14 protein-coding genes are annotated in these 13,082 nt (G+C 45.5%); 3 read left to right on the top strand and 11 right to left on the bottom strand.

All coding sequences use genetic code 11. The annotated features are described in order from the left end of the window. Positions 1-225: 225 nt before the first annotated feature. Positions 226-384 carry a hypothetical protein gene (locus tag MSG34_RS16845; protein ID WP_004733064.1) on the bottom strand — a complete coding sequence of 53 codons (159 nt, stop codon included), beginning with the start codon at positions 382-384 and terminating at the stop codon, positions 226-228. 164 nt (positions 385-548) lie between these two features. After that, complete coding sequence (locus tag MSG34_RS16840) at positions 549-1,529, bottom strand: Gfo/Idh/MocA family oxidoreductase (protein WP_048609035.1); 981 nt, start codon at positions 1,527-1,529, stop codon at positions 549-551. Between the two features lie 219 nt (positions 1,530-1,748). On the opposite strand from MSG34_RS16840, the gene MSG34_RS16835 reads away from it, so the two are divergent. Together MSG34_RS16835 and MSG34_RS16830 are read left to right on the top strand one after the other, a co-directional pair. Then, entirely contained in the window at positions 1,749-2,231 is a 483-nt protein-coding gene (locus tag MSG34_RS16835; protein ID WP_017064907.1) for a GNAT family N-acetyltransferase, read from the top strand. Between the two features lie 2 nt (positions 2,232-2,233). Further along, entirely contained in the window at positions 2,234-3,007 is a 774-nt protein-coding gene (locus MSG34_RS16830; protein ID WP_248338660.1) for a L,D-transpeptidase family protein, read from the top strand. Positions 3,008-3,112: 105 nt separating this feature from the next. Here MSG34_RS16830 and MSG34_RS16825 read toward each other — a convergent pair whose 3' ends face one another. From MSG34_RS16825 to MSG34_RS16795, 7 genes are all read right to left on the bottom strand, one after another. Beyond that, on the bottom strand, positions 3,113-3,850 hold the full coding sequence (locus tag MSG34_RS16825) for a sulfite exporter TauE/SafE family protein (protein WP_248338658.1): 738 nt from the start codon (positions 3,848-3,850) through the stop codon (positions 3,113-3,115). 160 nt (positions 3,851-4,010) lie between these two features. Then, positions 4,011-4,730 carry a glycerophosphodiester phosphodiesterase family protein gene (locus MSG34_RS16820; RefSeq protein ID WP_248338656.1) on the bottom strand — a complete coding sequence of 240 codons (720 nt, stop codon included), beginning with the start codon at positions 4,728-4,730 and terminating at the stop codon, positions 4,011-4,013. Between the two features lie 56 nt (positions 4,731-4,786). Next, complete coding sequence (gene ugpC, locus MSG34_RS16815) at positions 4,787-6,085, bottom strand: sn-glycerol-3-phosphate ABC transporter ATP-binding protein UgpC (protein WP_248338654.1); 1,299 nt, start codon at positions 6,083-6,085, stop codon at positions 4,787-4,789. Next, on the bottom strand, positions 6,075-6,917 hold the full coding sequence (gene ugpE, locus MSG34_RS16810) for a sn-glycerol-3-phosphate ABC transporter permease UgpE (protein ID WP_248338652.1): 843 nt from the start codon (positions 6,915-6,917) through the stop codon (positions 6,075-6,077). Before ugpE ends, ugpC begins: the two co-directional genes overlap by 11 nt. A gap of 38 nt (positions 6,918-6,955) precedes the next feature. Then, complete coding sequence (locus MSG34_RS16805; RefSeq protein ID WP_086967552.1) at positions 6,956-7,837, bottom strand: ABC transporter permease subunit; 882 nt, start codon at positions 7,835-7,837, stop codon at positions 6,956-6,958. A gap of 242 nt (positions 7,838-8,079) precedes the next feature. Then, positions 8,080-9,372 carry an extracellular solute-binding protein gene (locus tag MSG34_RS16800; RefSeq protein ID WP_048612845.1) on the bottom strand — a complete coding sequence of 431 codons (1,293 nt, stop codon included), beginning with the start codon at positions 9,370-9,372 and terminating at the stop codon, positions 8,080-8,082. A gap of 305 nt (positions 9,373-9,677) precedes the next feature. After that, positions 9,678-10,280, bottom strand: coding sequence for a 2OG-Fe(II) oxygenase (locus MSG34_RS16795; protein ID WP_050621773.1), 603 nt, complete (start codon positions 10,278-10,280; stop codon positions 9,678-9,680). 387 nt (positions 10,281-10,667) lie between these two features. On the opposite strand from MSG34_RS16795, the gene MSG34_RS16790 reads away from it, so the two are divergent. Further along, positions 10,668-11,456, top strand: a complete 789-nt coding sequence (locus MSG34_RS16790; RefSeq protein WP_059019078.1) for an MBL fold metallo-hydrolase — start codon at positions 10,668-10,670, stop codon at positions 11,454-11,456. A gap of 130 nt (positions 11,457-11,586) precedes the next feature. Here MSG34_RS16790 and MSG34_RS16785 read toward each other — a convergent pair whose 3' ends face one another. Continuing rightward, complete coding sequence (locus MSG34_RS16785; protein ID WP_248338650.1) at positions 11,587-12,015, bottom strand: RimK/LysX family protein; 429 nt, start codon at positions 12,013-12,015, stop codon at positions 11,587-11,589. A gap of 32 nt (positions 12,016-12,047) precedes the next feature. Continuing rightward, positions 12,048-12,953, bottom strand: a complete 906-nt coding sequence (gene rimK / locus MSG34_RS16780; RefSeq protein WP_019824669.1) for a 30S ribosomal protein S6--L-glutamate ligase — start codon at positions 12,951-12,953, stop codon at positions 12,048-12,050. Positions 12,954-13,082 lie beyond the last annotated feature (129 nt).

The raw sequence follows: 13,082 nt of genomic DNA, 5'->3' as shown, positions 1-13,082 counted from the left end.
AGAACGATGGGAATAAGTACTGAATGTAGAAAGTCGTTGCCTAATTCTATTGTCAGTTGACTGCGGTTTTATTGTAACGAGTAAGCGAATGAGAAAGCTGGTGGGTAAATGACGGGCATAAAAAAGGCTCTGGCTGCTCACTCTAATGCAGAAGAGTGAAGTCAGCCAAAGCCTCAATTTTGTTACCTTTAGTAGAGTGACTACTAAAAGGGCAGAGTGGTTAAACTATGCTTTTTTAAGATCTTGCGCTGGGTAAGTAAGCGTCATTGCGCCTTCTACCGTTGTAACGTGAACGTAGCCGCCACCAGCACTTAGGCCAGTTACTACCATTTCACCTAGTTCAACACCTTTTGTTGCTACAACGCGATCATCAACTGAAAACACTTTACACACCTTCAATAAATTAAATAAATACGATAGATATCGAACGCGGATTTAAACAGATGGCACCCCAATCAACTAATCCAGTTATTTGTCGTAAAGATTAAATTTAGTTATGTATAAATCAGTATGTCTTAAAAATCAGTTTGTTAACTTACGCTGTGACGTTATTTATCCGCTGGATAAACGACACCAACTTGTTGGCGCATCTCTGTAATTAACTTAGCAACCGTTAAAGCGCGCAGTTGGGCCTGCGCTTGTGTTGCGTTGTCGCCAGCAATGCAGCTAGCAAAGGCCTGCGCTTCGTAACTCATGGAGTTTTCGCTTTGTGCTTGAGTAAGGTTTTCTACCGTGCCATCGCGGTAGCGGATCTTAACGTCAGTACATTCAGCGATGTGATCGATGATGATCGCCCCTAATTCACCTTGGATCTCGCTTGGCGCATAAGAGTCGCTGACTTTAGAGTGAGCAAGCGTTACGTCAAACTCAGGATACTGGAAGATCGCACAGCCATGCGCATCGACACCTGAATCAAGTAGCTTTGCAGAAGCCTGTGCATTTTCAGGTTTGCCAAATAGCGCGACCGTCGCGGCAACACAGTAAAAGCCAATATCGACCAATGAGCCGTTAGAAAAAGCTGGGTTGAAGGTGTTTGGGTTCTCGCCGTTTAGGTACTTTTGGTAGCGCGATGAATACTGGCAGTAGTTGATGTGTGCCTTATGTACCTTGCCAATCTTTTCTAACCCAAGTTGAACTTGCTTAAAGTTCGGTAGGAATTGAGATTTATACGCCTCAAACAGCACCACACCGTTTTTCTCTGCGACTTCGAACATGCGTGTTGCTTCATCAATATTTGATGCAACCGGCTTTTCACAGATAACATGCTTTCCGTGTTCCATCATGAAGATAGATTGCTCGCAATGCAGTGAGTTCGGTGAAGCGATGTACACGGCTTCTACAGTGCTGTCATTGGCCAATGCGTCTAGAGAGTCATACGTTGTTTCAACGTCAAATTCTTGGGCGAACTGTGCTGCGCTCCCTAGATTTCGAGAGTAAACCGCAGCAAGTTGCATCGATTGAGATTCGTGAGCAGCTTGAACAAACTTTTGTGTAATCCAATTGGTTCCAATTACAGCGAACTTAATCATATAGGTATCCAGTCGTTAGTCGTCGTTAGTATATTGATTCTGCAGAGATAGTAGCACTCAACGGCTGGCAATGTGCCTGAGATTTACGGAACAATTTCCCTAAACATAGTGCCTAATATTAATGATCAGCCTTCACAGAGCGTCTGAGTTGACCAGTGTAACGGTGCACAACTAAGCCATTTTTGCTAAGGTGTTATTGAATTCAAACAAGGTGATGATATGCAAATCCGGACGGCCAAGGTAACTGATATTAACGCGATCTTAGCGCTCTCTGAGCAGATAAACCGTCAACATCATCTTGGTGCACCTATGGTATTTGCGCCAGCGTCACAAGGCTTGGCCGACAGTGAAGAGTATTGGTTAGGTTTGATGCTTGACCCACTTGGCGCTTTCTTGGTTGCAGTAGACGACAAGCAAGTCGTTGGCTTTTTAGCGGGTAAGGTAACGCAGAACAAAGGCGTCAGTTTTATTCAGCCACACAAGGTGGCAAGGGTGAATACGATTGTGGTGAACGATCAGGTTCAGAGCAAAGGTGCTGGTCGAGCGTTAATGAAGTCGTTTAATCAATGGGCGCAGGCGAGAGGGGCGATAGAACTTAGGTTAGAGGTGATGGAGTTTAATCAACAAGCTCAGGGTTTCTATGAGTCGTTAGGAATGGAAACTCAGTCACGAACCATGTCCATGCGTTTTGAGGAGATCTAAAGGTGCGTCTGCTTTTGCCTTTATCACTGTGTTTACTGTTGATGGCTTCGAACGCGAATGCTGAGCAGGTCGTGGTCGAGAAAATAGTCTCTGACGCAACCGCTATCGAAACCATCGTATTCGAGTCTGCCCCGGCTCATTCTCAACGTGTCTCAACGTCTTCATCTAACTCAACCTCTTCCACCAGCTCAAACTCAGAGCATGTGATTATTGTGGATGATGTTCTTAACAGTCGCTCTGATGAAAAGGTGGCTCAGCTTTCTCAAGGCTCATCGAAGCGCCCGCCTGAAAGTTCCTCTCGACAGTTTTACAACGTACCGGATAGCGCTTCTGAGATAGATTCGCTGGCGCAAGTGGTTACTTTAGTTAAAGTCGATAAATCGAAACGTAGGATGTATCTGCTAAAAGGTGAAGAGGTGATTCAGGAGTTTCGTATTGCGCTAGGCAAACAACCGAAAGGGCATAAACGCTTTGAAGGGGACAACCGAACGCCTGAAGGGGAGTACCAGCTCGATTATGTGATGGAAGAGTCGGACTTTTATCGCTCAGTACATATTAATTATCCGCAACCTTCGGATATGCAATGGGCAGAGCAAAATGATGTGGTTCCTGGAGGGAACATCAAAATTCACGGCATCAAAAACGGCGAGCGTCGTTCGCCGAGCTTTATTCAAAGCTTTGATTGGACGGATGGCTGTATCGCGTTAACCAATCAAGATATGGATGAGTTTCTCCAGCTTGTAAAAATGGGTACCCCTATCCATATTGAATGGTAGTCATTGGTACCCAGTTTTCTTAAGCACTTTCTGCAGTCAATTAGCGCAATCAATTAGCGAAACCAATTCGTAAAAGCAACGTCCAAAATTAACCGCTAAAGCCAGTTACAGTAAGACTCGACCTGCACTGAATATTGCAATCACAATCAGCAATGCAATGGTGACTGGCTTAAACTTCGCTCCACCAAATCTCTCGAACAGTTTAGAACCCACATAACCGCCAAGCATGCTGCTTGGTAGAAGCGCGAGAGTCAGCCAAACGACATCACGGTCGACTAACCCAGCGATAGATGCCGAAATAAATGCAGTGGAATCCGCCAAGACAAAGAAGGCTATCAAGCCAGCTCTGGCAATGTGCGGAGCAACTGGGCTTGCCAATGCATGAGTGCCAATTGGAGGCCCTGACATCGAAGCCGCGCCGTTCATTACACCCGCAAGGCTGCCTAGAATATAGGGAGCAAATCTAGGTTCGCTTTTGTACTGGAAACCTTTGTATATCATAAGTGCAGACGCAAAAATGAAGGCACTGATGATCAAGATGATCGTGTCTTGGCTAACGGATTTAAGCAGAAGTAAGCCGACTGGTGTGAAGGCAAAACAAGGGATAAATACCTTTAAAACCCAGCACCAGTTAACATGCTTTCGAACTTTAGGCAGTAATTGAACATTGCCTAATAGGTCGATCAACATGAAGACAGGAACCAGTTCGATAACAGGCACGAATAACGCACTTAATGGCAATGCCACTAAGGTGAAACCGAAACCTGAGAAGCCACGAACAATAGCGGCGAAAATGAAGATTGCACCCAAAATTGGGAAGGTTGGACTAAAAATGAGATCCATAAATTAAGTAACCAATGAAGCTGTCTGTATAGAGCGAGCTAATGAAACCAAGTGAGTAGCGGAATGTACTCCTACTCACTTGTGTTTGCTACCTAATTTTAAGGTTTCCCGAGAGTTAATTTTAAAGTCTCTCGGGGTTATTTTTGTAGTATTTGCCTGGTCAATTTGTAGGGATAAATTGATTCGGAAAATCAGTGAATACGGCATCTACTTTTGAGATGAATTTGAAGTGAGACGGATCGTTTACTGTGTAGCACCAAGTTTGAATGTTTGCTTCACTGAGTGTATCAAGATCGCTCTGATTCACATGCTCGTAGTTCATGTGACAGCTGAACGCTTTAACCTCGTCAATCAACATCAAGTCGGCTTGAGTCAGTTGCTCTGTGATAACACCTACGCGGTATCTCGGCAGGTGACGAGCCATTTCAGAAACGACTTGATGGCTGAAACTTGAAAGCAGCACTCTGTCGGTGTCTAAATTTGAACGAATCAACTCGGTATGCAGCAAATCAACGACATGAGGCGCTTGATGTCGACTGTCGACTTTGATCTCTAAATTCACGCTGAGATCATGCTGCTCAACAAGCGCGAGCAACTCTTCCAACGTCAATATTCTTTCACCAGCGAACTGCTCAGACTTCCAACTGCCAAAATCGAGCTGACGCAGTTCTGCAAGGGTATGTTCGTCGACACGACCCTTGCCATCGCTGCAGCGCTCAAGGGTGTGGTCGTGACAAACCACAAGTTGATCATCCTGAGTTGGCTGAATATCTACTTCAATCCATTTCAAGCCGAGTTTAGCGGCTTGTTCAATGCTTGCTTTGGTATTTTCTGGGTGAGTACCTGCTACACCCCGATGACCTACGATGATAGACGACATAATTAATCCTTCTTAAAGACGCACCGTAAAAACGCATTAAATATCAGTGTACTCGATTAAGCGAGAGCCGTCGTTATGCTTGTCGCCTCTTCGCGTGACTCTTGTGAAGTAAAGTTATTCGGCTGAATACGCTTCCCACGACTGTCAAAAATATGCAGGTTGGATTTATCAATGCTTAGTCCGAGCGGCAGTACTTGGCATAGTGTCGTTTCTGGCGTGACGGCGATAAAGGGTTGGTCGTTCACAAGGCCATGAACCAATTGATTCGGCCCCAATGGCTCAACCACACTGATACGCAGTTCGAGAGGCAAGGTGTTCATCTTTAATTCGGAACAAACCTCAGAGTGTTCAGGGCGAATGCCAAGCGTGATAGTCGCGTCCTTAACGTGCGCGTACTCTGGCAGGTACATTTGTTGATCACCGATTTCAAGATAGCCATCATCGAGCGTGGCAGTTAGGAAGTTCATCGCGGGGCTACCAATGAAGCTTGCCACAAAGGTGCTGGCAGGCTGGTGGTAGACTTCTCTTGGTGTGCCGACTTGTTCTACCTGACCTTTGTTGAGAACCACAATTCTATCTGCCAGTGTCATGGCTTCAACTTGGTCATGAGTCACGTAAACACTGGTTACGCCTAGCTCGCGTTGTAGCTTTTTGATTTCTAATCTCATGTGAGCGCGTAATGAGGCATCTAGGTTAGACAAAGGCTCATCAAACAAGAACAGTTGAGGGTCGCGTACAATCGCTCGCCCCATGGCAACACGCTGGCGCTGACCACCCGAAAGCTTGGCTGGCTTGCGGTCTAGGTATTCTTCGATCTTTAGTGTCTTGGCGACTTTCTCAATCTTCTCTTCAATTACGTGTTGGCTGACACCTCGGTTCTTTAAACCATAAGCGAGGTTTTTGTACACCGTCATGTGAGGGTAGAGTGCGTAATTTTGAAAGACCATTGCGATATCACGTTGAGCTGGCTTTTCGTTATCAACACGGCGGCCACCCAAGTGAATCTCACCGCCAGAGATGCTTTCCAACCCCGCAATTGAACGTAGGATAGAAGACTTGCCGCAGCCCGATGGGCCAACCAATACAAGAAATTCACCCTTTTCGATCTCAAGCGAGACATCTTTCACTGCACGATGACCGTTCTCATAAGTCTTTACCAAGTTTTTGATGCCTAACATGGTAGGTGCTTTGTGCGTATGGTTGTGAGTGGCTTGGGTGTGCCCTAACGTTTGTTTTAACTTTGGCATTGGGGTGTCCTCTGATTTTTGCGGAGAAGCCGGGTGAGACATCTTGTACTCAGCGAGTGATTGAATGCGGTTATCGTTCATTTGAGTTGTGTCGTTATTATTTTTCACTTTCTACTAGCCCTTTTACAAACCAACGCTGAAATACAACCACCACTAAAACGGGTGGCAACATAGCTAAAATCACCATGGCAAAAACATAGTCGTAGCGCGGTAAACTGGTTTCATTGATGTTGTTGAGTACTTGTTTGATGCCCATCACGATGGTGTTGTAGCCTTCGTCCGTGGTCATCATGATTGGCCACAGATATTGGTTCCAACCCACCACAAACATGATGATGAAGATTGCGGCAATCATGGTTTTAGACAGTGGCAATAAGATGTCGACAAAGAATCGAAACGGACCTGCGTTATCTAACTGTGCGGCTTCTAACAATTCATCGGGGATGGTTTTAAAGAACTGCCTAAAAAAGAACGTCGCGGTGGCTGAGGCGATCAAAGGCAGAATTAAACCTGTGTAGCTATTAAGAAGCCCAAGCCCAGAGACAACTTCATAGGAAGGGATAATGCGCACTTCTAATGGCAGCAAAAGCGTCACGAAGATCAACCAGAACCAAGCTGTAGCATAAGGCAACCTGAAGTAGACCAAAGCATACGCAGCCATCATCGAAATGATGATCTTACCGATCGCAAAACCTAGCCCCATAATCATTGAGTTGGCGATCATTTTGCTGGCGGTGACTTCGCCACTGAAGCCCATGCTTTTGTTCCAAGCTTCGCTATAAATGGCCGTAAAGTTATCGCCTGGAAGCCATTGCAGGCCTTCGCTGACAATGGTGTTTGGGTTATGCGTCGAGCTGGCGAAGATTAGCCAAATAGGGACCAACATGAACAGCATCCCAGTAATTAAAATTAGGTGGTCAGAGACCTTATTACTTTTCATAAATAACTCCTGCCGCGTTAAAACCTAGCTGTCGTGGGCTAGTAATGAACACGTTTTTCTACAACGCGAAACTGGATAAATGTAAGAGTGAGCACCAGTAGCAACAACACAACTGACTGCGCAGAGCTGCCGCCTAAATCTGCGCCAACAAACCCGTCTCGATACACCTTGTACACCAACGACGTTGTGCTGCCACCCGGGCCGCCATTGGTCATGGTGTCGATCACGCCAAAGGTTTCGAAGAACGAGTAGGTGAGGTTGATGACCAGAAGAAAGAAGCCTGTAGGTGCGAGTAGCGGGAAAGTAATGGTCCAGAAACGTTTTGAGTCGCTGACGCAATCGAGCATCGCCGCTTCTTTTACGGCGTAAGAGATCGATTGAAGCCCAGCCAGAAAGTAGATGAAATTCACCGAAACCTGTTTCCACACTGAAACCAGAATCAGAGCAAACGTGGCATCCAAAGGGTCGGTTTGGAAGCTAAAATCCCAGCCTATAACCGCAAATATCTCGGTAAACACGCCAATGTGTGGGTTAAACAAGAAAGCACCGATGACGCCTGCAATCGCAGGAGCAACCGCGTAAACCCAAGTGAGAGTGACCTTGTAAGCCCCTTGTCCGTGAATGATGTTGTCGGCTTTTACGGCGAGCAGCAGCGCTAAGGCAAGCGATAAGAAAGAGACCACGATTGCGAACATCAAGGTGAAACCAATTGAGTTCAGATACTCGCTCGATTCGAATAGCATCTGATAGTTTTCGAACCACACGAAGATGGAAGAGGTGCCCCAAGGGTCTTCTAGCATGAAGGACAGGTAAACTGCCTTTGCAGCTGGGTAGATAAAGAAAACCGCAATGATGAGTATCTGAGGCGCCAAAAATAGGTAAGGCAGCGGAGAGTGAAAGAATTGCTGACGTCGTTCCACAGGGTAATCCCCAAAAATTAGTGACTGTTATCACTGTTAGTTACGGTGAGCACTAGCGCTATAGCAAAGGAATGCATCCAGTTGAGTTGTAGTTTTTGGAGCAAGAAATGGCGCTAGTGAAGAATCTCCTCACACCTTGCCATTACGTTTTTAATGACGCAGTGACAAGTGGTGAGGAGCAATGAACGGCTTTGGTTTGTTAAGCCTTTAGCTCGGTAATCTGCTTTGGTTAAAAAGCAGAATTAGTTCATCGTACGAGCGAAGCGTTTCAGCAGTTTGCTGCTCTCATCTTCGACTTTATCTAGGCTGTTCTCGACGCTAGAGCGGTCGGCGAAGATATTGTCGAACTCACGATGCATCACTTCACGAATTTGAGGGTAGTAACCTAAGCGGTAGCCTTTAGTCCATTCGCCTGATTTTAGGCTTAGCTGCTTAACGCCCACTTCTGCGTCTGGTTGTTCGTTGTAGTAGCCAGACTCTTTCGCTAGCTCATAGGCAGCCGTTGTTACAGGTACATAGCCAGTGGTTTTGTGCCAGTAGACCTGAGTTTCAGGCTTAGTCAGGTAATCAAAGAACGCTGCGACACCTTTGTCTTGTTGTTGGTCATGGCCATTGAGTGCAAACAGAGCTGCGCCGCCAATGAAGGTTAAGCCCGCATCCGGATTAACCGATTTCCAGTATGGAAGGTATGTGGTACCTAGTTCGAAAGGTACGCGGTTACGTAAGCCACCGAATGAGCCTGAAGAACCCATCCACATCGCTACTTCTTGGCGCTCGAAAGGGGTTTGGTTTGCATCCCAGTCGCTGCCGTAATACTTGTAGTAACCTAGATCTGACCACTCTTTCATCTTGCTTACGTGCATCATCATGTCTTTGGTGTTGAACATGATCTTAGTGGACAAGCCATCGTAGCCGTTGTTTTGGTCCGCGACCGGTAGATTGTGGCGAGACTTAAAGTTCTCGAACATGATCCACGGTGTCAGAGATTGAGAAAACGCGATGTGTCCTTCTGCCTTCAGCTTCTTAGCAACCACTTCTAGTTCTTCATAAGTTTTAGGCGCGTCTGCGCCCACTTCCGCGAGAAGATCTTTGTTGTAGTAAAGAACCGGTGTTGAACTGTTGAAAGGCATACCAACCATCTTGCCTTGGTTGTCGGCATAGAAGTTACGAACGCCAGCTAAGTAGTCGTTTGAATTAAAGTTGTAGCCCGACTCAACCAGAATATCCTGTACCGGTTTCGCGACGCCTTTCGCGTTCATGATGGTTGCTGCGCCTGCATCGAAGACTTGCAGAATATTGGGTGCTTCACCTGCTCGGTATGCCGCGATACCCGCTGTTAAGGTCTCTGTGTATGAACCTTTGTAGATTGGCGTGATCTGGTAATCATCTTGTGACGCATTAAAGTCGGTCGCAATTTTGTTTACTGTTTCTCCAAGCTGGCCGCCCATTGCGTGCCACCAAGTGACTTGAGTCGTTGCGAACGCTGGCATTGCCGCTGTCGCAGAAAGAACGCCTGCCAAAATTAGCTTATTCATCTTCGTTTCCTTTTGGATGAAATCGATGTCGAGGTATTGGATTAGAGTGTTAACGAGACGGTAGGGGTGTCGTTTGAAGCTATCTTGAACAGGGCGTATTTCACTTACGTGGCTAAACCGTTTCACTGATATGAAAGATTCATTTCGATTTCATTTAAGAGAAAAGTTATTGATGATTTGGATATTTACTACGTGTGGTTTTTGAGAGGTTTGTTGTTGAATGCTTGCTTAATATTTGTTCAATAAAAAAGCCTCTCGAAGGAGAGGCTTTGAATAAGCTAGAGCTTGTAACAATCGGCTTTGTTTTAGTGTGCGATATCGAGTTGGTTGTCTTTCACGCCGTTAATGCGGAACCAACCTGCAATACTGAATCGCTCTGTGTTGGTCGGCAGTACCTCGTGTGGGAACTGTTCAGACAAGAACACAAATAAGCGGCCTGACTTTGGTGGAATGGTCGCGATGTGGTTGTCTTTTAGGTCGTAAACCACAAGCTCACCTGCGTCGTCTTCTGTCCACTCGTCGTTCATGTAGAACACGGTAGTCAGACGGCGGTTCTCATTGCCCTTGAAACAGTCTAAGTGCTTCTGGTAGAAGTCGCCTTTCTCGTATTTAGCAAAGTGCGCTTCGTATTCGAACAGACCCAAAAAGAACGCTTGGTTTGCCGCTAAACGAATTTGTTCCATCTTGTCTAGAAACAGAGATGCTGGCTGACCCATATCGCGGCGCACCCATTGAATCTTGTCGCTACGGATGGTCGACTCTCGCGTTACTTCATCGTTACGGCCAATCCTAGCCTTTTTCCAGTTCTCTGGAATGCAATCCCTCAATGCCACCACTTCTTCTTGAGTTAAGAAGTCATCCCAAACGAAATAACCTTGGGTAGAAAGAGCATCGATTAATTGGTTCATGTATAGCACTCAGACAATAAATTAGAGGCGCATATATAGTCCTAATAACTTAGGTCAACAAATCACATGTTTTGTCGTTACGACAAATGGTGTTAGCAGTTAGAATCGCAAGGCCTATAGAGCAAGGTTTACGGCAATGCAGGCATTCGATAATGCTGAAAAATATCGGATGAAATGGATGGCTATCTTTGGAATCTGTTCCCGTTGCATTGAGTTGAATTGGATTTGAGTAACATTGAATTTGAGTGATTTAGTGGATTCCAATAGAAATCTTGATTCGAGTTCTCGATCCGTTTTTAGATTGTTGTTTTTAACAAAATGATCACAATTTAAGTCGAATTTGCTATTGTGTAGGTCTGACCAGTTGTTTTATCACAAGGAGCGGTTTTGCAACTCCATACCATCAAAGGCTATATCCAAGACATGTATCTCGTAGAGTATCCCGATAGGTTGCTGTTACTTGATGGTGCGTGCCGTGCGGATATACCCCATCTTAGGGCTTTCATTGAAGATGAGCTTGGCCGTGAATTCGGCGACCTGCACACTGTGGTTGTTACACACATGCACCCCGATCATGCAGGGGCAGCACATACGCTCAGAAAGCTCACTAATTGTCATTTGGTGGCAGCAAACCGAGATAAGGATTGGTATCACGGTATTGATGGCATTTTAATGCATCTGACCGACTTAGCGCTTGCTAGGTGGATGGCGAACCGTTTGGGAAAACCGAAAGCGAACTTGTGGTATTCAAGGAAATTAAAGCCTGATTACAAGCTTTCAGATGGGGATAGCATTCCGGGATTTGATGATTGGTTGGTTCTTGAAACCCCGGGCCATACCGACCGTGATCTCTCGGTTTATTGCCCATCACATAGCATGGCTTATGTGGCAGACTTAATGGTCGAGGTTAAGAAGAAGCTGATTCCGCCATTTCCTATCTTTCATCCTAATAAGTATCGAGCGTCTGTATCGCGTATTTATGACATGCAGCTTGATACCTTGCTGGTGGCACATGGTGGGCAAGTCGATTTCAGTCAGAAGGCTTTTGAACATCTGTTGATGAGTGCCCCAAGAAGGCCTGTTACACATTGGCGGGTAACCAAAATCAAAACCAAGAAATTACTGTTATCGATTTGGCGATTTGGTTTTCAATCTCATGGCAAATCGAAGAAATAGATCAGAAGTCTGAATGCAAAGCCGTGTATTTAGAGCTGAAAGTAGAAATAGAAAAATAGATAGCAATAAGGCCAGTCATGAGACTGGCCTTATTTAGTTATAACCTGTGGAGCGGTTACGATGACTCGGATTAGTGAGTCAGCAGGAATTCACCCGCTGGATCAACAATCACTTTGTCACTCATGCCTTGACGACCAAGCAGCATCATATAAGTCATATCTTGACGGTTGCTTAGCGTGAGATCGATAGGCCATTCCTGACCGCCGATTTTAAGCATGGTTTCAATCACACAACGGTGTTCAACTTCGCCGTTCGATGATTTGATTCTTTTACTTGTTTTCAGCTTCGCTTTGCAGCGTACTGTCTCTTCTAGGTGGTAAACGTCTGGGTGAAGATCGAATTCAACGAAGTTCTCACCGTCTGTTTTTACACATAGTAGATTGTCTACGTGTAGAGAAGAGGTTTTAGCCCCTGTATCAACACGTGTATGTAGTCCAGTTATCCCTAACTCTGGTAAGCAAAGTGCTTCTGTATTCCCTATGATCATTTTATTGTTCATGTCATTTCCAATCATGAGTTAACGGCGTTAAATCAGCCTTTGCCACGAGTACGGTTAGCGTTTGGTTTTGCATTTTTTTCGATGAATTCGAAAATCATGTCTGCTACATCTTTACCTGTCGCTTTCTCAATACCTTCTAGGCCAGGAGAAGAGTTAACTTCCATTACAACAGGACCATTCTTAGATTGTAGAATATCAACACCACATAGGTTTAAACCCATGATTTTCGCAGCATTGATTGCTGTAGCGCGCTCTTCTTTGGTTAGTTTAACCAGTTGAGCTGTACCGCCACGGTGCAGGTTAGAGCGGAATTCACCCTCACCAGCTTGACGCTTCATCGCTGCAATTACTTTGTTGCCAACAACAAAACAACGGATGTCTGCGCCATTTGCTTCTTCAATGAACTCTTGAACCAAGATGTTCGCTTTTAGGCCCATGAATGCTTCGATAACGCTTTCTGCTGCTTTGTTTGTTTCAGCTAGAACCACACCGATACCTTGAGTACCTTCAAGAAGCTTGATAACCAGTGGCGCGCCACCTACGTTTTTGATCAAGTCTTGAATCTTATCTGGGCGGCTAGCGAAACCTGTTTTTGGTAAGCCAATGCCTTTGCGAGACAACAGTTGTAGTGAGCGCAGTTTGTCGCGAGAACGACTGATTGCAACTGACTCATTGATACAAAAAGTGCCCATCATTTCGAATTGGCGAACAACCGCAGTTCCGTAAAAGGTAATGGAAGCGCCAATACGTGGAATAACAGCATCGTATTGAGGTAGCTCTTCACCCATGTAGCGAATCTTCGGATTGTTACTCGCGATATCTATATCACAGTGCAGCGTGTCGATAACATCGACCTGGTGACCACGTGCTTCTCCAGCCGCTTTTAAGCGAGAAGTAGAGTATAGATTTTCGTTGCGAGAAAGAATTGCGATACGCATGGCGTTTCCTTAGTTAATACCTGATTGGTAACTGCAAATAAATTAGTTGTTAGCTGAGCTTTCAGTTTTTCTGAGGCTCCTTGCTTGCTTCGGGGCGAACCTTAAGGCTTTTTGTTTAACTAAGAAAAC

This window comes from Vibrio sp. 1CM2L, assembly GCF_023161695.1.
GTDB lineage: Bacteria > Pseudomonadota > Gammaproteobacteria > Enterobacterales > Vibrionaceae > Vibrio > Vibrio coralliirubri.
The sequence above is the reverse complement of the archived record's forward strand: the minus strand, read 5'-3'. Positions and strand labels throughout refer to the sequence as shown.

Coding starts and splice junctions, on each gene's coding strand:
- ugpE (WP_248338652.1), bottom strand. CDS start 6,917: ATGAAAAGTAATAAGGTCTCTGACCACCTAATTTTAATTACTGGGATG.
- MSG34_RS16795 (WP_050621773.1), bottom strand. CDS start 10,280: ATGAACCAATTAATCGATGCTCTTTCTACCCAAGGTTATTTCGTTTGG.
- MSG34_RS16835 (WP_017064907.1), top strand. CDS start 1,749: ATGCAAATCCGGACGGCCAAGGTAACTGATATTAACGCGATCTTAGCG.
- MSG34_RS16820 (WP_248338656.1), bottom strand. CDS start 4,730: ATGTCGTCTATCATCGTAGGTCATCGGGGTGTAGCAGGTACTCACCCA.
- MSG34_RS16825 (WP_248338658.1), bottom strand. CDS start 3,850: ATGGATCTCATTTTTAGTCCAACCTTCCCAATTTTGGGTGCAATCTTC.
- MSG34_RS16785 (WP_248338650.1), bottom strand. CDS start 12,015: ATGAACAATAAAATGATCATAGGGAATACAGAAGCACTTTGCTTACCA.
- rimK (WP_019824669.1), bottom strand. CDS start 12,953: ATGCGTATCGCAATTCTTTCTCGCAACGAAAATCTATACTCTACTTCT.
- MSG34_RS16840 (WP_048609035.1), bottom strand. CDS start 1,529: ATGATTAAGTTCGCTGTAATTGGAACCAATTGGATTACACAAAAGTTT.
- MSG34_RS16800 (WP_048612845.1), bottom strand. CDS start 9,372: ATGAATAAGCTAATTTTGGCAGGCGTTCTTTCTGCGACAGCGGCAATG.